We start from the raw sequence: 18,145 nt of genomic DNA on the forward strand, positions 1-18,145 counted from the left end.
CCACCCGATACGACAAGACCGCCCAGTCCTACGAAGCAGCCGTCACCCTCGCATCGCTCCTGATGTGGGCGTGACATTTGACGACAGAACCTAGCAGCAGTAGCCGCCGGTGTTCGGGCCGGCCTGGCCCACCGTCTACCGACGCTTCGCCCAGGGGGCCGGGAGAGGGTCTGGGCCCGGCAGCAACCAGATGTCCCTGACCGTGGGCACCGGTGGAGCTGTCATCACCAGTCTGCTGGCGCCCGAAGTGGTGTGGAGGCAGCGGGTCTCGGAGGTCCTGGCGGGCTCCGCCCGCCTGGGAGAGTTCCGCCCTCTTCATCGCCACGATGCGGAGGGACGGGCCGCCCGCGTATCCCCGCTTCCACATGGCGCGGATCCTTCAGGGCATGGTGGGGGTCCCGGAGACAGGCGGGAAGCACCACGTCCCGATCGCAAACGTCGACGCTTGGACCATGGGCGACTTCAGCTACTCCGATCTCTGACTTCGCGCCCGTGGGAACCGGCGTACCGATACGCGAGAAGACCCCACCGGCGGGTGCCGGTCGAGCCCCCTGTGGCACGAGCACCGGGCGGTGGCATGACGTGGGGTGCGCGGCCTCATGGCGGTGGTCGTCACAACGGCCCCAGCGCATTCACTCCGCCGAGGCCGCCCTTCCAGATCGTCACACGTGAGCCTGCTCGATCCACACCTGTTTTACGACTGTGGCCCGGGGCAGGCGAGCGGACCGCCGGGCCATTGGGAGTCCGGCTCAGCCGCGTTCTTCCTCTGCGGCCGACGAATTCGGCTGTCGTCCGGTTGATGAATGCTTCCAGCCTGATGCGGGCGTCCTCACTGGCCAGCAGCTTGCGGACGGTCCGTACCAGATGAACGATTCGCTCGACACGGCCCGTTTGGGGGGTATGGATGAGACGCCTCGCCGATGCGTCCGCCGCGGGCCGGAGGGGTCCCTCGCAACGCCGGCGACGGAGCGACCGTGGGCGAGCCCGGGGACGCATACGGCGCGCGGTCCGTGAGGGCGGTCGACTGTGGGCGCGGGAGCGCCCCTTGAACGCGCGGGCGCACTTCCTGCTACCTCCCTTGGGGGATCGCGTCCAAGGCTCCGGGCCAGGCAGTATCACGTTCAGTGATCTCGCAATAGCGTCACGTGGTGTCCTCGCATCGGTCTTCGGTCTGCGGCGTTCGGCGCCGCGCCGGGCACCACAGGCAGGGCGAGCCGCTGTGCCGTGCCAGGCGCCTGCCGAGTGGGCGTCTCAGCCACTTTGTCCACCGTAGAGGGGAGTTTGTGCCGTGCCTTTGTCCGTCCAGTACGTCGCGCAGGAGATGGAGGCCGCGAGCCAGGCCGGTGATCCCGAGGCCGACGAACTCGTGTCCGACTTGATCGACAGCGTGGAATTTCTGCGGCGACACGGGCTGCCAAAAGTTCGCGCTCGTCCTGGAGCCCGGCGAGGTTGAACTGTCCGATCGCCTCCTCAGCTGATTCCAGGCTCCCAGGGCCTGGGCGGCGGGCAAGGCGCTCCTCACACCTCCCCGCCAGTGACCGCCGCCCGGCACGTCGACCCACGCCCACCCCGGACGGCCGGGCGGCGTGCACGGGGAGGCACCGGGGCAGGGGCCGAGCGTCTGCAGTCAGAGAACGGCCCTACCAAGAAGGTTCCTATGTCCATCCCTCTGTACAACGTCGACGACCTTCCCGCACTGGAATTCGACCCGTTCCTACGGTCCTCAGTGGACGCGTATCCGGTGCGGAAGGTCCGGCTGCCGCACGGCGAGGGCGACTGCTGGCTCGTGACCCGGTATGACCTGGTGCGATTCGTGACCTCCGACCCCCGCTTCAGCCGGAACATCGTGGGCCGGCCGATCCCGAAGATGACCCGGCACTTCGTTCCGCTGGACCGAGCCGTCAGCTTCGTCGACCCGCCGGAGCACGCCCGTGTCAGATCGGCCGTCGCACCCGCATTCAGTCGGCCCGCTCTGGAACGACTGCGCCCCCGCATGCAGGCCGCGTTGGACACCCGGCTGGACCGGCTGGCGGAGCAGCGGCCACCGGCCGACCTCGTCCACCATCTCACCTCCCCCTTCCCGCTCGACGTGATCGGCCTGGTCCTCGGCATCCCCGAGACCGACCGCCCACGGGTGCGCGACTGGGCAACGACTCTCCTGGGGAGAGCGTCGGACGAGACAGCCACCCGACGCGCCGAGCGCGTCAAGCGGGACGCCCGCGCCTACTTCCGGGACCTCGCCCAGCTACGGCGTGCCGCTCCAAGCGACGACGCCATGACCCTCCTGGTCCAGGCAGTCGACCGCGGCGTCATCGACGAGGAGGAGCTCCTGGCACTCGCCACACTGATCGGACTCAACGGCTGGCACGCGGTGAGCAACAACACTGCCAACATGATCTACGCCCTGCTCACGGCGGACAGCCTGTGGGACCGGCTGTGCGCCGAGCCCGAGGCGGTGCCCCGGGCCGTGACCGAGCTCCTGCGGTGGGTGCCCCACAAGCACGGCGTGGGACAGCCCAGGATCGCCACCGAGGATGTCCTCGTGGGCGGTGAGTTGATCCGCGAAGGCGAGTACGTGTACGTGTCTTACGTCGCCGCGAACTGGGACGAACGCGTCTACCCCGACCCAGGGCGCATCCACTTCGACCGCCAAGGACCCCCGCACCTCGCCTTCGGCCACGGGCCGCACTTCTGCATCGGCCCCCTGCTCGCCCAACTGGAAGCGGAGCTTCTGCTGGCCACACTCACCGCGCGGCTGCCCTCCCTGCGCCTGGCAGTGCCCCGTCAGGAGGTGCCCTGGCAGACAAACGTGCTCATCCGAGGCCCCCAGGCCCTCCCGGTCCGCTGGTAATCGGCAGGGCCTCGTCCCACTGGGGCCTTCACTCGCGATCGATGCCGCGATGCTGCCCGCATCTGTCTGAAGCACCGTCGCAAGCCGACTGTGACGGAGAGCCGGTCCGCATTGCCGGTTATCCGGCAACGCGTGTGATGCCCTCGCCGAACAGAGGCACCCGGCGTTGTCGCCGCGCTCCGCGAGGGCGTCGACGCCGGGGTGGTCGCGGCCACCCCGCCGGGAACGCCGAGCAGGCGAGCGACCCAGCGGTGTTGAGCACCGCGCTGCGACGCTCACTGGCCTCGCACAGCCTCAGCGTGCGAGTCCACCAGCTCGTCCCGGCTTCGCCTACCGTGACCATGGACTCGGCACACGCCCAGGCCCTCGCCGCGCTCCTCGCCGTCCGTCGTGAACTACCGCGTCAGACCGCCACCTCCGAGGACGAACCCCGCTGGGGCACGGGGCCGGCCGACACAGCCGCGGCGGCACTCGCGGCGGCCTCGGCCGCCTGCGGGACGGGGACGTACGCCAGAGTCCTCGCCTCTGGGCATGTCTCCGCCGGCCCTGACCCCGCCAGCAGCCCTCCAGGCGACCACTGCCCTGAGCACCCCGCCGCTGCGCGCCGCTTCGGCCGTGACGCCGAGGGCCCGGGCATGGGTGGAAGGGCCTCGACCCCCACTGAGGGCTGCGCCATGCGGGTATCAAACAGTGAGGTCAGACATCAGGTCTCGCAGAGCGTGCACGCCGGCGCACATGCCTGCCAGGTACTCGACCTGAGCAGCGGGCCCCGCTGTTCACCTCGCTGGCCTGCTGCGCGAAAGCCCCGTGACGTCCAGGCCACCCTCACCCAGCACCTGAACTGCACAAACCGAGGTAGGCCGTCGTCGTCCTGCACCACGCCTCGACCTGAGGCTAGAAAAGACTCCATGAGTTTCGACATCTTCGTATGCCGGTTCGAGAACGGTGAGCCGACGCCGTTGGACATGAGTGCTGCGCACGAGGTCCTCGACCCCTATGTCGTGGCACGGGACTCCCGGACGGACTTCCTGCAGGTGCGTACGGCGGAGAGGGAGGAGGCTGGTGTGTTCTTCTCCAGTCCGGATCACATCACCTTCAACCGCATCGGAGGCGGCGGAATCATGGACCTCCTAGCCCTCCTGCTGCGCCGGTTGGATGCCGTGCTCGTCGTCCCGGGCGGACCAACCATGATCCAGCGGGACGAGGACCGTGACCTTCTGCCTGCCGCCCTCAGGGACGAGTGGCCCGTCGTCGTGGCCCGCACCGGCGCGGAGATCGATCGGGCGATCCGGGCCTCCTGAACGAACGGACGAGGGAGTCCTCCCTGGTGCGTGCCACCAGGAACGACCTCATGAAGCCCGCTCTGGTCCTTCACCACGCCTCAACTGGATGGATACGGGGCCTTGACCAGCAACAATGACCCTCATGAGCATTGTCGTTGAAATCCATGTGCCTCTTGGGGCCCCAGTCGCTCCGGGCGGTTCCTATCCCCTCCTGTGGATCGACCAGATCGAGGAATTCCTCGCTGAGCAGGACGCAGCGGAGGTGTATGACGATGGCGAGGAGTACGACGGGGCGTACGTCTTCTTCATCGCCGGGGCCACCGAGGAGGTTCTCCTGGCCGTGGCGTCTGGCACGGCCGGGCTTCCGGGCATCCCGAGTGGACTATTCGCAATAGTCACGAACGATGAGGCGGAGGAGATCGGCCTCGGACGACGTGTCGAGCTACCGCTCGGCTAACGACCTCGTGCACGGTTAGCGGTGGGACGTCGAAGGGGTCGGTGGGGCCTCGTTGATCACTTCCAAGGCGGAATCAGGTATGCGGTCTGCTGCTGTGCCAGCAGCCCTGCGATGGCTTGGACGGTGTCGTCCATGTGCTCGCGGCGGCCGAGGTGACGGGCCAGTGCCCGCCAGTTCGGTGGGCGATGCCGTGCTCGACCCGGATGCGGCGTGAGGAGTGAGCCTTACGCTGACGCTCGTGCATCTCCCCGTACCAGGCCGGGGCGTTCTTCTTGAACTTGCGGTGCGGGGGCGTCACGACGCGTCCGCTGGTCTGGGCTCCGAGTCCTTGGTAGCCGGCATCGGCAAGGATCTCGACCGCTGGGCCGTCGGCCAGGAGCTTGACCAGCCCCAACTCGCGGGCGTGGGTGATGTCCGCGCAGCTTCCGGGTCTGGTCGGGCTGCAGAACAGCAGCCGCCCGTCCTCATCGGTGAAGACCATGGCCTTCACGGCGTTCTGCTTGTTCTTGCCGGAGATGAAGCGATCCCGGACCTTGCGGCCGGCGGCCGGGCGGCGGACACGGATCTCGGTGCCGTCGATGATGCCGGTCTTCCCGGTCGCGCCAAGATGGTCAACGACGTCGGTCAGGGTTCGCAGCCGCACGTCGGGGCTGATGGTGCATCCCCGCTCCGCGAGCAGGGGCCGTACCTCGCCGATGGCCCGGGTGACGGTCGAACGGTCCACGCCGAACCAGCAGGCCAGCACGTCATGAGTAACCCCGTGGCGAAGGTGCACGAGCGCGGCCAGGAGCCGGTCGACGAAGACCATACGGTGCTTCGCACCGGCGCCCACCGCACGCTTCCGCGGCCGGGACGCAAGCCTGGCCCGGTGCCGCTCGTGCCACAACCGTCCCACCTCGGCAACGAGTTCAGCGATCACAGCGGCCGACAAACCCGTGATCCCCGGTCGCTGATGATCGCTGTGCGCGTCACATTCCACACCACGCGGACATGATCGACGATCCAGGGCTCGACGTCCCACCGCCAACCGTGCACGAGGTCGTTAGCCGTCCATGGCCGATAACCTCCCGGTCCCGGCCACCCGGAAAATCCTGAGCGGCCTCCGTGTCGGCAATTTCAGCGTCGCCCAAAAGGATGTTGTGCGATTGCAGTACAGCGGTGAAGGGCTACGGGCTGAGCGAGTTGCGATCCGTTCACTCCGACCGGCCTCGCCTGCGAGGGCACTCCGCGGACGAGGTGAGGCCTGTTAGTCGTCTTCCGAGGCAGACGGCCCGGTGTGGGCGAGGTCGAGGACGTACCGCTCGGGGGTGGGGCATGCCGCCCAGGCTTCGGTGACGGCTTCAGGAGTCCACTCGTCGTCGATCCGCTGCAGGATCTGCGCGTAGTAGTCGCTGGCGGCTTGGCGTCCGGTCCACCAGGCGGCGCCTTTGAAGACGCCTGGATGGGGCAGGATCATCTCTCCCGCGGGGCCGAGGGTGCGCTGGTTGATGACGAGGATGCCGGTCTCCGAGTCGAGAGAGACAGGTGTGTGGCCTTCGGCATCGGCAGCTGGCGCGGGCGGGGCGGCGTCCCAAAGGCGAATGGTGATGTGGACGTGAATGTCGGGCTGCAGCGTGTGGAGGTAGAGGTGGTAGCCGTTGCCAGCCACCACGTGGTGCCGTGATGCCTCGAGTGCCTGCTCGTCGCCGAAGTGGGCGTCCGCGTCGTAGATCTCGACGATGCGACGGTCGGGGCGGGCGGTGACGCTGTACTCGGCGACGGGCTGCATGAGGTTGAGCCTCCTCGGGTCAGGCGGTGATCTTCACGTAGAAGGGGTCGCCGTCGAGTATGCGGTTGGTGATGTACGTGCTGTTGAGCATCCGGCCACCAGCTTCGTTGTCCGTGCCTTCGATGAGGCGGACGGAGAAACGGTTGTTGCCCTTCAGGGATCCCTCGTAGGTGCTGGCGAACGGGTACTCGTCGCACTGCAGAGGCGTTCCGGAGTAGTCACCCCAGACCTTTTTGCACTCCTTGATGGAGTTGGCACGCTGCTTCTCGTTCTGAGCGGCGTCCACGAGGCGGTGCAAGGGCTCCTTCTCTCCGGGTACCGACTTGCCGAGGAAGGAGGGGAAGGTGCGTTCCGGCCGCTTGAGAGCGTCGTTGATGTGCAGGGCGCTCTCGTTGACGGCGGGGTCCTTCTGGCTCATGAGGAGCTCGACCCGGGCCTCTGTGAAAACGGCGCCCTTGTACTTGCCGGCGATGGGTCCGGCATAGTCGAAGCGGAAGGTGGACTGGTAGCTGCCGACCTCGACGTAGGGGTCGACGGTGGGCGAGTTGACGGTGGTGGTCATGTCCAGCCCGGTGAAGACGCGCTGGAGGTTGCCCTGCGCGTACTTGGCCCCCAGGTCGGGTGAGCTGTACACGAGTGTCCAGGTGGGCCGGGAGTCCCAGACGCCGAGGAGCTCATCGCGCTTGGTGTCCGTCGGCGTGGTCAGTTTGGGATCGGGTCGCTGGAGCTGCCGTCGATCGATGTGCTGAAATGCTGCCCCAGTCGCCACTGCTTGGCGTCCTCGCCTACCGAGGTGGCGACCTGGATGTTCTCCACGCTCGCGGCGAAGTCGACTTCGCGGGTGCCGTCACCGGGCCGTCGTCCCCGAGGCACCGCGCGAGCTGGCCGGGGCCGCTGCGGACGATGCAGCCACGGAACTCCTGCGGTGGGGGTACGGAGAGCTGGCCGGCATCCCGCGCTTCCCGGCCGACGTGTTCGCCCGCAGCATCGGCGGCACCCTCATGGAACTGCGGCGGCGCCGCAGCCCCTGGAACGCGGCGGCCCTGCGCCTGTTGGACGACTCGTACATCTTCCTCGCCACCGGTCCGCGCCGGCATGAGGACTGGGCCGAGGACGTCCATGCCCTGATGCACCGCGAAGTCCCGGACCCGCGCGGCTGGCTGCGAATGGACGCCGACCGCACCAACAACGCCCGCTGCGCCGTGCCAGCGTACCCCTTCGAACCACCGCCCGCCGCCGGGTTCCGGGACCACCTGCATGAGCTGGAACCGGCGGCGGCCGTCACCGCGCTCGCCGTCATGGCGGAGGAATGGGGCTGCGACCGGCCCTTCAGGAACTGGCCCGAGCGCGATGCCCTGCTGGCCGACGCGCGGTTCCTACTGGACCGCTACGGCCCGGACGCCCGGTTCTGGACGAACGCCGTGGACGCGGCATCGGACCCCGCCCGGGACTTCGTCCAGGCCGGCCTCAAGGGGACCAGGGTCCACGGCTTCATTACGGGCGAGTACATCAACGGCCTCGACCTGTTCGAAGAACTGGGCCCCATCGCCGTGTCCGGCGACGAGGTCGGACTCTTCTGGTCCTTCGGCGCGTACTGACACCGACTCCCCCGGCACGCAGACCGTCCACCGCCCTCGCACGCCACCCGCAGCCCTTGCCGCGCAGCCGGCGCCCCACCCGAGGAAACCGCTACTGCCCGCGAGCTCGCCCACCCACGTACGCCACTTCGATCACTGGCCACCTGGCCTGACCGCCAAGACGACTAGGTCGTTTCGTTTGGATCTAGACTTTGCAGCTCGCCGCCGTGACAGCTGTCAGCGGTCGGTGGCCTGGATCACTGGAGGGAGGTTGGTGGTGGACACGGTGCCCTGGTTGCACGTAGTCGCGAAGCAAGGCGCTCTGCCTGTCGATCTGCTGCTTCCCGTGGCCGGCAGGACGTACGTAGCGCGTCTCGACGGCCGGGAGATGCGCGACAGGGACACTGTGTTCCAGCAGTTCTACGACGGACTGAGGCTGCCTGATTACTTCGGGTGGAACTGGAATGCCCTCTCCGACTGTCTGCGTGACTTGAGATGGCTGTCTTCGGACCACCGCGTATTGATCGTCGAGGCCGCGGACGAGGCACTGTCGGGCGATTCCTGCGAACAGCGGCTGCTCTTCAACACCCTGCTGCGGGCAGGACAGCGATGGTCCTACACACAGCGGCCCGAGGGCATCGAACTCGGCAGGCTCGTTGTCGTCATGTCTTGTGACGCCCCGTCCGTCCCGTCCCTGCAGGAGCGGCTCCAGTCATGCTTGGAAGAGACGGCATCGTCATAGGGCCTCATCTCGCGGACCAGAGGAAGATGAAGATGCCGGCAACATGGAGCCCGGCCGGGTAGATGGTCGCGGTCTTCTCATTGCAGGTTGCCAGGCCGCGCCACTGCTTCAGGCGGTCTGAGCGATGCATCAACCGGCTCAAGCAGTGGCGCGGCCTGGTCAGCAGGGCGGTGAACACTCGCTTCCAGGTTCCGTCGATCGCCCAGTTCCGCAGGCGGCTGGCGCCCCTCTGCAGACAGGTCCATCCACGGAGATCCGGTCCGGTACTCCCAGGCGATTGGCTCGAGCATCTGCCAGTGATCACGCCACCCCTCCTCCGCTGCGAGGAGTCCGGTCAGGCAACAGGGACTCGATCAGCACGCTCAAGACAACGACGGGCCTCCTCCGCCGCAACGACTCAGAACCCAGCCATGGAACTGTCGAGCACTCCGCCCAACGCACCGTAGGCGCTGCAGCGAACCGAGTGCTCTGCTTTGCGGCGGAGCCCGAGCACCACGATGAACGAAAACACGAAGAGCCCACCGAGGACCATCGCCACCAGCGGGTCATAGAGGAAGTACCTCTGGAGGGGGCTGGCATGCCTCCGACTCGGCCGACACTCTCTGCGGCGCCTTGAACCGTGCACAGCGGCCTCTCGCCGATCACGTACAAGGACTGACTGACCTGTCCCCGGGGTCTAAGCCGCTGCGCTAGCCTCGGGCATAGCCGACAACGAGGAGGCACCCGATGGCGCACCTGACCTTCGACGCCGCCGAGCAGCAGCAGCTGCGCGACGCCGCGCGCGCCGAGTTCCCCGGGAACCCGGCGCTCGCGTACGTCCTCGAGAACCTCTCCTCCGAAGGCATCGATCTGGACCGGTGCCGCGACTGGGAAGACCTGCGCCTGGACAAGGGCCTGCCCGAGCGGACCGGCGAGGCCCAGGACGTTGCCTAAGCACTCCCGTAGCGGCCGTCGCCCGCGGATCGTGTTCATCGAGCCGGCCGAGACCCAGGTCCGCCTGCTCACCGCCCCGCAGGCCGCCCTCCTCGACGACGCGCTCAATACGATCGCCGCCGAACCGGCCGACGTGAAGCCGCACGCCACCGCCCCGGCGCTCCGCGACTACCAGCACTCCGGCGTCCGGGTCGTGTTCTACGCGACCGCGCTCGGCAGCATTCTCATCGTCACGTACGTCGAAGTCGACTGATTCGCGCTCCCGGCAAGCGCCGACAAGCGATCCGTCCGGTTGGCCGATCCAAGGTGACCAAGCCCGAGGCGCTCCGTTGGTCGAGCCATGAAGAAGATCAGCACACTTGCGACTCTGACCGCAGCCGCTCTGGCTGGTGACCGCGCCCTGGTCCTTGGCGTACGCCTCACGACGCTTCGCATCCCAGGCGGTGGCACCGGAGTCCCACGCCTCCGCCAGCGGGACCATGTGGTCGAGGTCGAGCTTCGCCGGGTCGGTGACTTCCTGCTCGTCGTAGTACGACAGCCACGCCCCTCCGAGATCTTGCAGCCGGCCGCGACCGTCGGGGCTTCGGTCGCCTCGGCGAGCAGGACCTACGCGCAGGTGTCGCAGCCGTCGACGGGGTCAACGCCGGTGTTCCAGTGGCGGAATCCGTCTCGCGTGTAGCCGGTCCTACTCTTCGGCGACGGAGATCTGCTCGAGCGCGTGGGGTGAGCGGGAACGTCTGCGCCGCGGGCGGGACGGCTGGAGTCCCCTGCGCGGAGGCGGGCAGGACGAGCGGGGTCAGGGCGCGGGAGAGCGCGGCAAGGCCTTGGCACCGCCGAAAAGCGCAGCAAGCTGTCCGCCCGCTCACGGGTTGAGCAACAGCACATGCGACCGACGACATCACAAGCTGACCCGAAGACCGACCGCCAGCGTCAGTTCAAGGACCCGGTGCGGCGATGCGAGATCCGGAAACAGCTCCCGCAGCTGCGACATCCGGTACCGGACTGTCTGGGGATGGACGAACAACGCCGCCGCCACCTCGTCCCGCCTGCCCTGGTGCAGCAACCACGCCCGCAACGTCTCCTCCAGCCGCCGTGCGGTCGCGACAGGCAAGGTCCGCAGCGGTGCGAGGGCTCGGGCACGCAGGTCCGCGAACGCGTCCATGTCGGCGCTCAGCACCAGCTCGGGCAGGTGGTCCTCGGTGTCGCGAATATCCGGGGAGAGGGAGCGCGCGCGTACGGCTCGGGCGTACGAGGCGGACGCACGAGTCCATGGCCGAGCCGGGCCGACCACGGCGGCGCGGTCGGTCAGCTGCCGCAAGAGATGTGATCGGTCCGCATCGGGGACGAGCAGCACACCGGTGGCGTCCGGCAGATCGTCGAGGACGAGCGTGCTCGGGTCGAGCGCGCGGTAGGCAGGCCGGGCCTGGGCGGCGGGCAGCAGGACCGCGGTCAGCGAGACCGGAGGCTGCCACCCGGCCCGTTGAACAGAGGCCAGGAGCACGTCCGGGCTCGCGCCGGCGAGGAGTTCGCGGGCCAGATGTTCCAGGTGGCGCTCGTGGGCCCTGCCCCGGGCGGCCAGTTCGTCGGCGTGGCCCGCGGCGCTCGCGGCGGAGAGCTCGTCGATGTAGGCGAAGGTCAGCTCGGCAAACTTGGCGACCTCGGCGGCGGGCAGACCTGCGGGTACGGCACCCGCTGCCAGGCATCGCCAGGCCACGCGGGCCCCGACGCGGTATGCGCTCAGCAGCGCGTCCATCGAACGGCCGGAGCGCACCTCGCCGCGGCCCAGCTCGTACGCCGCGTCACCGGCGTCGCCGCCTGTCGCGTTCCCGCTCGCGAGGTCCAGGTAGTGCCCCAGGGCGGTGCGGACGGCTCGGCGTATGGTGCCGCCCATGCGGCCCGAAAGAGCGTTGGCGTAGGGAGGGACCTCGTCGATGATCGCCTGGACGACCTCGTCGGCGGTGGTTTTCAGCGCGGCCCGCAGTGCGGTGACCGTCGTCTCGTCGAGGGCCAGTTCGCTGGCCCTCTGGATTGCATGGCTCATGTTTTTGTTCCCTGCGAACAATTCAGCCGACCAGATTCACATCCTGCGGTCAGGACTTTACGCCTTGAGGCGCAGCAAGCTGGAGTCATGACGAGTGCAGCCCTCCGCAGCAGGGCGTGGAAACTGCTGGAGATGGTCACGACGCCGCTGCTGCCGTCGGACTATCTCGACCTGGTCAGCCCTCTGCGTGCGGGCGCTGACCTGCGGGGGCGCATCGAGGCCGTGCACCCCGAGACGGGTGACGCCGCGACCATCGTGATCAGGCCGGGACGGGGCTGGCGCGGCCACGCAGCCGGTCAGTACGTGCGGATCGGGGTCGACGTCGACGGCGTGCGCCTGTGGCGTGCCTACTCCCTCACCTCGCCGACACATCGCCAGGACGGCCGCGTCACGATCACGGTGAAGGCGATCCCGGGCGGCAAGGTCAGCAACCACCTCGTCCGCAGGGCGAAACCGGGCACGCTGATCCAGCTCGACCAGCCGACCGGTGACTTCGTGCTGCCACAGGTCAAGCCCGCCAAGGTGCTCTACGTGACGGCCGGCAGCGGTATCACCCCCGTGATGGGCATGCTGCGCGACACCGAGTTCGACGACGTCGTCATGATCCACTGCGCGCCACAGCCGCAAGACGTGATCTTCCGCAAGGAACTGCACGACCTGGTCGCGCACAGGAGGCTGCGGCTCATCGAGGTGCACACCGACACGGACGGCATGCTCGACATCGCCCGTCTCGACGCTCTCGTGCCCGACTGGGCCGAGCGCGAGACCTGGGCCTGCGGGCCCGCGGGCCTGCTCGACGCCGCCGAAGAGCACTGGACCGAGCACGGCGTACAGGAGCGCCTGCACACCGAACGCTTCCGTCCCAGCATCGTCGTCGCCGGCGACGGCGGCGAGGTCACGTTCAGCGCCAGCGGCAAGACCGTCGACGCGGACGGCGCCACGCCGTTGCTGGACATCGGCGAGGAGGCCGGCGTGCTCATGCCCTCCGGGTGCCGCATGGGCATCTGCTTCGGCTGCATCACGCCTCTCAAGGCGGGCGCCGTCCGCGACCTGCGCACCGGCGAGATCACCGAGGCCGAGCCGGGCGTCCTCATCCAGACCTGCGTGTCCGCCGCGGCGGGCCCCTGCGACATCGAACGGTAGGAGCAGCTTGACCGCCATCGACCCCACCGCCCACCTGACCGCGGAGCAGATCGAGGAGCTCGGCCGCGAGCTGGACGCGATCCGCGACGAGGTGATCGCCGGCCGCGGCGAGAAGGACGCCGCCTACATCCGTAAGGTCATCTCGGCGCAGCGCAAGCTCGAGCTGGTCAGCAGGGGCGTGCTGTTGTTCTCGATCTTCCCGCCCGCGTGGCTGCTCGGCACCGCCGGTCTGTCCGTGGCGAAGATCATGGACAACATGGAGATCGGCCACAACGTCCTGCACGGCCAGTGGGACTGGATGCGAGACCCGAAGATTCACTCCACCACCTGGGAGTGGGATCACGTCTCGCCGTCCGATCAGTGGAAGCACTCGCACAACGAGCTGCACCACACGTACACCAACGTGATCGGCAAGGACAACGACCTCGGCTACGGCATCATGCGCGTCGACGAGGACCAGAAGTGGCACCCGTTCCACCTCGGCCAGCCGCTGTGGAACTTCCTCAACGCCTGCTTCTTCGAGTACGGCATCGCGGCGTACGACTTGGAGCTCGGCAAGAACCTGAGCAAACGCCGACGCAAGAACCCGGAGTTCCGCGCGCGGGCCAAGGCCGTCGGCCGCAAGATCCGCAATCAGGTGCTCAAGGACTACGTGATCCATCCGCTGCTGTCGGGCCCGTCGTTCCTCCCCACGCTCGCCGCCACGTTCACCGCGAACCTGGTCCGCAACATCTGGTCCCACTCAGTGATCATGTGCGGGCACTTCCCCGAGGGCGTGCAGGTCTTCGAGCGCCGGTCGATCAAGGGCGAGACGCGCGGCCAGTGGTACCTGCGCCAGATGATGGGCTCGGCGAACATCAGCGGCAGCAGGGCCATGCACTTCATGACCGGCAACCTGTCACACCAGATCGAGCACCACCTGTTCCCGGACCTGCCGAGCAACCGGTACGCCGAGGTCGCGGTGAAGGTGCGCGCGCTGTTCGAGAAGTACGAGCTGGAGTACGTCACCGGGCCGCTGCCCAAGCAGGTGTTCTCCGCGTGGCACAAGGTCTTCCGGCTCTCGCTGCCGAACAAGAAGACCAAGGTCAAGACGCCGGACCGCAAGCAGGAACTCGTCGCGGCCTGACCCGGTAGTGGTATTGGTTCAGGTCTTTCGGCCCTACCGGCAGCACCGCCGGGTTCGGTGAGATCCGTTGCGGACGGTGGGCGACCGCGACGTCGCACCGTCCGACACGGCGGGGCAGTTCAGTGTCCGGCTGCGCTGCCTGGACGTGCGCCAGAAGTTCGTGCACAGCCCGGCGAGGTGTTGTGGTGCGCTGACCGGGAGGTCGCAGAGCCGCACCCGCCCGGTCGGAGGGCGTGGGCGGTCACCCGGCGCGCTGGGTTGTCTCCCCACTCTGGGCGGGTACGGCCGGCAAGGGGACGGTGCAGGAGGCGCAGCGTCGGGCCTGGGCGGGTACGGGGCTGAGGCATTCGGGGCAGTCCCGTTTGGGAGCCTGGACATCGTGGTGCGGGGCGAGGCGCTCGTGCAGCTTGTTGATGGGCAGCACGACCAGGAAGTACAGGGCGGAGGCGAGGAGGATGAAGCTGATCGCCGCGTTGACGAAGGCGCCGTAGGGGAACTGGGTGGCGCCCACGGTGAAGGTCTTGCGGCTCATGTCTCCGGTGGCGCCGGTGGCCAGCCCGACCAGCGGTGTCAGGAAGGCGCCGACGAACCCGTTCACCACTGCGGTGAACGCTGCTCCAATGACGATACCGACGGCCAGATCGACCACGTTGCCGCGCAGGATGAAGCTGCGGAAGCCCTTCACCTTTTTCTCCTTGAGGCTCTTGGACGTCGCCGGCGGAGCCGCGGTTGCGGCCATCCGCCCCTTTTCCCGCATGCCCTGCCGCTGTTGACCAATGCCTGCGGTTGATGGACCGCGATCAGGGCGGAGCGCGCACCGGTGTCGACATGGGAACTGGGAGAAGCCCAGGGATCGCTTTCTCACGTGTCCGCGAGGCGGCAAGGGGTCACGTGTTCTGTACGCGGCGAACCCTCGTTGGTCTCTGGCCCGGCGGGGCGGGGGTACGTACGCCGACGGCGTTGGAAGGGGCCGTTGTGGGTCGAGCGCTGGTGGCGGGCGGGGGCTGTTCTCGGGTGCGGCTCTGCTGGCAGGGGCGGCTGTCGGCTCGCTGGGGACCCGCCTCGGCTGACCGGCCTGTCATGGCCTTCGGCAGCGGGGGGCTGATGGCCGCGGTGTCGTTCGAGTTGATCACCGAGGCGTACGGGCGCTCGGGCATGGGGCCCGTCGTTGGCGGGGAGGGTGGCGCTGCCGTGTACTCGGGCTAACGCCCTGCTGGCGCGGCGGGCACAGCACCGTAAGCGCTCCGGCGAGTACCAGCCGTCAGAGGCCGAGGCCCCGGGGTCGGGCAACGCCATCGAGTTGGGTGCGCTGCTGGACGGGGCCGCCCCGGAGGCGGACACCCGAGGGCGGCGGTGGGCGCGGGGCTCATCAGCAACCTGCCCGAGGGGCTCGTGCGTGCCGCCGGGCTGCGAAGCGCCGGGCGCAGCCGCAGGTACGTGTTCGCACTGTGGGAAGCATCGCCGCCATCAGAGGTCTGGCCGCGCTGGCCGGATACGCCCCGCTGGGCGGGGCGTCCGAGACGGTGATGGCGACCATCACCGCGCTGGCGGGGGCGATCCTGGCGATGATCGCCGACACCATGAACCTCGAGGCATACAGAAGAGTGCACCTGCTGACAGGGCTGGTCACCATGGTCGGGTTCCTGTCGGCCTTCACCATGTCTCACCTAAGGCGCGGTGGGAGTGCCCCGCCCGCATCGGGCTCGGCTGCGCTCCGGTCGGCTCGGGCTACCAGCTGCCATCCAGCCGGGTTCGACGGCGCTGGTCCGAAAGCCGGCCCCTTCAGGATCGCGGACAGTGCGCTGTCCAGTGCCTGGCCGACCGGGCACTGTCGTACGCGGCTGCCGATCTACTGGTGACCGTGAGCGTGGCTGACGGCCCGCGCAATCCCCGTCGAGCGCCCATCCGAACAGAGCCCCCTCGTTTCTCGCCTGCAGGCCCCAGTTGCCCGTGCGGTTTGGTTCGTCGACCCTGCCTGGGGCCAGCACACCGCGGATCTCCTCGAGGAGCCGTTGGTCATCGCGCGCACCGGTCACTGTAGAAGCCCGCCGTTCGTCTGCCGAAGGTCGCCTGTGAGGTACGCCCGACGCAAGGGTGCCGTCTCGCGGACGGTGACTGCTGAACGGTTCGTTGTCAGCCGTTGGCGGGTGTCGGGTCAGGCAGCATCAACTTGTGGGGACAGGACGTGTCAGCTGTGAGCGTGGGAATGCGCATCCGGCGCAGGAGATCGCGTGTGGTGCGCATGTGTAGCGTGCTGCGCCAGGCGAGGCCCGGGTGGCGGGAGCGCAGGTGCGAAAGCGCCCGGGTGCCCAGCCCGGTGCTGTGGAAGCGTTCGTCGATGGTGATCGCGGTGATGACGCCTTGGGCACAGTCGGTGCAGATCCGGTAGTGGACCTGGCCGACGACCTGGCGGACGTGGACGAAGAGCAGGCATTCCTCCCCTGTCCCGGAGTGGTCCGGGATGTGCGTGGAGAGGAAGTCGATCGCCCGGTACGCGAGGATCCTGCGGCGCAGGCGGCCGGTGACCCGGCCTCGGCGTGAGTGCTTGGCACGCTTGTGGGCCTGTGGCGGTGTCTGGGCTGTGGTGTCTGGGCCGAACAGAGTGCTCGTGGGACGCGCATGTTGTCCGTGCATGAGGTCTCGTGTGCCCCCAGCAGCGGGCGGTATCCACCCCCGGATGTCAGCACGCTGCTGTCGGTCCGTCCGCTGACGCGGTGAGCCGGCGCACGAACCTGCTGTCCTGGCGGCTTGACTGGTGGGCGATCAACATGCCGTCCGCCGGTTGCGCATGAGTTTGTTACCGGTCCGGCGCCGGGCGGGCTGCGGGCTGCGTCCCGCGCGTTCAGGCGAAGGCGGGTTACAGGCCCAGGCGGCGCAGGGCCACCGCGACGTGGCCCCGCAAGGAGCGGTCCCAGCCCTCAACGGCACCGGAGACCGCGACCGCGTCGGCGTGCACGAGGACGGTCAGTGCCGCGTCGGGCAGTGCCGTCGCCTGTCGGCGGGCCAGGGCAATCGCGGCCGTGACCTGTACCACTTCGTCGGGTGACGCAAGGCCCGTCGTCAGGGCTCCGAGTTCATCGGAGCCGGGGTGCCCGGGCAGGTGGGCAAGTGCGAGGTTCGCCGACGCCCGCGCTTCGGCGGTGTCACACGACACGGCGGCGAGCGCGCCCGGCAGTCCGGGCACCGGGGAGAACCAGACCAGCAACGCCGCCGCGAGGGTCGCCACGGCGGGGTCGGGGTCGTGCAGCCACCTCAGGAAGGAGACCGCATGACGCTCGGCCGCACGGTATGCCTCGGCGGCCCAATGCAGTGCCACGGCGTCGGCTACGTCGGCGACGGCATCAATGTCCGGGTCCTCCTCCTCGAAAAGAACCCGGAGCACCGCATCCTCGTCCGCCGGGCGGACTCGGTCGGCGTCGGCGAAGGCCCGCGTGGGGTTGAACGGCAGTTCGTCGTCGCGCAGGTTGCCGATGGCGACGGCATGCAGTAGGTGGAGGACGGTGTCCCGGTCGGGAGTCGAGGGAGTGTCGACGAGGGTGACGAGCGGAGCCACCACATGCGCGCTGGCCGGCCACCGGGTGCCCTGGTGGTAGACGCTGCTGGTGAGGGCCGACGTGGCCGCACGGCGTACGGCCGGGTCGGAGCCGGACAGTGCCGCAAGATGGCCCGGGACGTCCGCCGCCCGGCCGTAGGCGTGGTACAGGCCGGCCCAGTCGGTCGACGGCGGGATGCTCACGGATCAAGAGCCTAACAACTCGTTACCCAGTGGTGCGGGGCCGGCCGTGACATGACGACGGCCGCGCGGGTTGAGTGGATTGTGACGCCCTTCTCCGCCCTCGCGGTCATGTCCCACTCTGCGCAAAGGGTCGGTCATGTGGTGGGCCTCGGCTCCAAGCTGAAGCGCCGCATCGACATCGACGGTGTGCCTTCTACTCCCGCGGCGGATCGTCGCGCCGTACGGCCGAGGCGGGACGACGCTGGAGGCGCAAGGTTCCCTGCGTGACGCCGCCCGCCCCGGCCGCGCTGATACACCTGCCCAGGAAAGCCAGCCTCATTGACTCGCTTTCCGTTTGCGTTGCTCATTCGTCCGGAAAGGGGTGTGGGGGGGGGGGGGGGGAGAGTCCCCCCCCCCCCCCCCCCCCCCCCCCCCCTTTTTTTTCCCCCCACCCCCCCCCCCCCCCAAAAAAAACAGCGCCCCTTCCCCCCCCCCCCCCCCCCACAAAG

At 68.6% G+C, this 18,145-nt stretch carries 17 protein-coding genes and 1 pseudogene; 11 read left to right on the top strand and 7 right to left on the bottom strand.

Features of this window, described 5'->3' with window-relative positions; all coding sequences use genetic code 11:
• The first annotated feature begins 190 nt into the window (after positions 1-190).
• The 4 genes and pseudogenes from ACZ4VW_RS27960 (at position 191) to ACZ4VW_RS27975 (ending at position 4,591) form a co-directional block, all read left to right on the top strand.
• Positions 191-482: pseudogene (locus ACZ4VW_RS27960) on the top strand (hypothetical protein).
• A 1,175-nt stretch (positions 483-1,657) separates the two neighbouring features.
• On the top strand, positions 1,658-2,851 hold the full coding sequence (locus ACZ4VW_RS27965) for a cytochrome P450 (RefSeq protein ID WP_467967092.1): 1,194 nt from the start codon (positions 1,658-1,660) through the stop codon (positions 2,849-2,851).
• Between the two features lie 908 nt (positions 2,852-3,759).
• Positions 3,760-4,152, top strand: coding sequence for a hypothetical protein (locus tag ACZ4VW_RS27970; RefSeq protein ID WP_467967094.1), 393 nt, complete (start codon positions 3,760-3,762; stop codon positions 4,150-4,152).
• Between the two features lie 124 nt (positions 4,153-4,276).
• Entirely contained in the window at positions 4,277-4,591 is a 315-nt protein-coding gene (locus tag ACZ4VW_RS27975; protein ID WP_467967096.1) for a hypothetical protein, read from the top strand.
• Between the two features lie 73 nt (positions 4,592-4,664).
• Here the strand turns inward: ACZ4VW_RS27975 and ACZ4VW_RS27980 are convergent, their stop codons facing one another.
• The 3 genes from ACZ4VW_RS27980 to ACZ4VW_RS27990 form a co-directional block, all read right to left on the bottom strand.
• A complete protein-coding gene (locus ACZ4VW_RS27980) occupies positions 4,665-5,570 on the bottom strand; it encodes a transposase (RefSeq protein WP_467967098.1) in 906 nt (301 codons plus the stop codon).
• Between the two features lie 267 nt (positions 5,571-5,837).
• Complete coding sequence (locus ACZ4VW_RS27985; RefSeq protein ID WP_467967100.1) at positions 5,838-6,359, bottom strand: hypothetical protein; 522 nt, start codon at positions 6,357-6,359, stop codon at positions 5,838-5,840.
• Between the two features lie 19 nt (positions 6,360-6,378).
• Positions 6,379-7,128: a NucA/NucB deoxyribonuclease domain-containing protein gene (locus ACZ4VW_RS27990; RefSeq protein ID WP_467967102.1), complete on the bottom strand. Its 750-nt coding sequence runs from the start codon at positions 7,126-7,128 to the stop codon at positions 6,379-6,381.
• A 202-nt stretch (positions 7,129-7,330) separates the two neighbouring features.
• Between ACZ4VW_RS27990 and ACZ4VW_RS27995 the strand changes: the two genes are divergently transcribed.
• The 4 genes from ACZ4VW_RS27995 to ACZ4VW_RS28010 all read left to right on the top strand — a co-directional run bounded on the left by ACZ4VW_RS27995 (position 7,331) and on the right by ACZ4VW_RS28010 (position 9,864).
• Complete coding sequence (locus ACZ4VW_RS27995; RefSeq protein ID WP_467967104.1) at positions 7,331-7,957, top strand: hypothetical protein; 627 nt, start codon at positions 7,331-7,333, stop codon at positions 7,955-7,957.
• Positions 7,958-8,213: 256 nt separating this feature from the next.
• Complete coding sequence (locus ACZ4VW_RS28000; RefSeq protein ID WP_467967106.1) at positions 8,214-8,678, top strand: barstar family protein; 465 nt, start codon at positions 8,214-8,216, stop codon at positions 8,676-8,678.
• A gap of 726 nt (positions 8,679-9,404) precedes the next feature.
• On the top strand, positions 9,405-9,611 hold the full coding sequence (locus tag ACZ4VW_RS28005) for a hypothetical protein (RefSeq protein ID WP_467967108.1): 207 nt from the start codon (positions 9,405-9,407) through the stop codon (positions 9,609-9,611).
• A gap of 31 nt (positions 9,612-9,642) precedes the next feature.
• Positions 9,643-9,864 (top strand): hypothetical protein, encoded by a 222-nt coding sequence (locus ACZ4VW_RS28010; protein ID WP_467967110.1) that lies wholly within the window; start codon positions 9,643-9,645, stop codon positions 9,862-9,864.
• 645 nt (positions 9,865-10,509) lie between these two features.
• Here the strand turns inward: ACZ4VW_RS28010 and ACZ4VW_RS28015 are convergent.
• Positions 10,510-11,652, bottom strand: coding sequence for a PucR family transcriptional regulator (locus ACZ4VW_RS28015; RefSeq protein ID WP_467967112.1), 1,143 nt, complete (start codon positions 11,650-11,652; stop codon positions 10,510-10,512).
• Between the two features lie 87 nt (positions 11,653-11,739).
• Here ACZ4VW_RS28015 and ACZ4VW_RS28020 point away from each other — a divergent pair, with 87 nt between their 5' ends.
• Both ACZ4VW_RS28020 and ACZ4VW_RS28025 read left to right on the top strand, forming a co-directional pair.
• On the top strand, positions 11,740-12,795 hold the full coding sequence (locus ACZ4VW_RS28020) for a ferredoxin reductase (protein ID WP_467967114.1): 1,056 nt from the start codon (positions 11,740-11,742) through the stop codon (positions 12,793-12,795).
• Positions 12,796-12,802: 7 nt separating this feature from the next.
• Positions 12,803-13,921 (top strand): fatty acid desaturase family protein, encoded by a 1,119-nt coding sequence (locus ACZ4VW_RS28025; RefSeq protein WP_467967116.1) that lies wholly within the window; start codon positions 12,803-12,805, stop codon positions 13,919-13,921.
• Between the two features lie 241 nt (positions 13,922-14,162).
• On the opposite strand, the gene mscL is transcribed toward ACZ4VW_RS28025, so the two are convergent.
• The gene (mscL, locus tag ACZ4VW_RS28030) at positions 14,163-14,660 is read right to left on the bottom strand and encodes a large conductance mechanosensitive channel protein MscL (protein ID WP_467967118.1); all 498 of its coding nucleotides are present in this window, start codon (positions 14,658-14,660) and stop codon (positions 14,163-14,165) included.
• 709 nt (positions 14,661-15,369) lie between these two features.
• Here mscL and ACZ4VW_RS28035 point away from each other — a divergent pair.
• Positions 15,370-15,780, top strand: coding sequence for a hypothetical protein (locus ACZ4VW_RS28035; RefSeq protein WP_467967120.1), 411 nt, complete (start codon positions 15,370-15,372; stop codon positions 15,778-15,780).
• 274 nt (positions 15,781-16,054) lie between these two features.
• Here the strand turns inward: ACZ4VW_RS28035 and ACZ4VW_RS28040 are convergent, their stop codons facing one another.
• Positions 16,055-16,555, bottom strand: a complete 501-nt coding sequence (locus tag ACZ4VW_RS28040; protein ID WP_467967122.1) for a hypothetical protein — start codon at positions 16,553-16,555, stop codon at positions 16,055-16,057.
• A gap of 223 nt (positions 16,556-16,778) precedes the next feature.
• On the bottom strand, positions 16,779-17,657 hold the full coding sequence (locus ACZ4VW_RS28045) for a hypothetical protein (RefSeq protein WP_467967124.1): 879 nt from the start codon (positions 17,655-17,657) through the stop codon (positions 16,779-16,781).
• Positions 17,658-18,145: the final 488 nt, after the last annotated feature.

It is taken from the genome of Streptomyces sp. NPDC029139, from assembly GCF_055564335.1.

Bases quoted from the DNA above. Each gene is read 5' to 3' on its own strand.
- ACZ4VW_RS27970 (WP_467967094.1), top strand. From the start codon at position 3,760: ATGAGTTTCGACATCTTCGTATGCCGGTTCGAGAACGGTGAGCCGACG.
- ACZ4VW_RS28040 (WP_467967122.1), bottom strand. From the start codon at position 16,555: ATGCACGGACAACATGCGCGTCCCACGAGCACTCTGTTCGGCCCAGAC.
- ACZ4VW_RS28015 (WP_467967112.1), bottom strand. From the start codon at position 11,652: ATGAGCCATGCAATCCAGAGGGCCAGCGAACTGGCCCTCGACGAGACG.
- ACZ4VW_RS27965 (WP_467967092.1), top strand. From the start codon at position 1,658: ATGTCCATCCCTCTGTACAACGTCGACGACCTTCCCGCACTGGAATTC.
- ACZ4VW_RS28005 (WP_467967108.1), top strand. From the start codon at position 9,405: ATGGCGCACCTGACCTTCGACGCCGCCGAGCAGCAGCAGCTGCGCGAC.
- ACZ4VW_RS28020 (WP_467967114.1), top strand. From the start codon at position 11,740: ATGACGAGTGCAGCCCTCCGCAGCAGGGCGTGGAAACTGCTGGAGATG.
- mscL (WP_467967118.1), bottom strand. From the start codon at position 14,660: ATGGCCGCAACCGCGGCTCCGCCGGCGACGTCCAAGAGCCTCAAGGAG.
- ACZ4VW_RS27985 (WP_467967100.1), bottom strand. From the start codon at position 6,359: ATGCAGCCCGTCGCCGAGTACAGCGTCACCGCCCGCCCCGACCGTCGC.
- ACZ4VW_RS27975 (WP_467967096.1), top strand. From the start codon at position 4,277: ATGAGCATTGTCGTTGAAATCCATGTGCCTCTTGGGGCCCCAGTCGCT.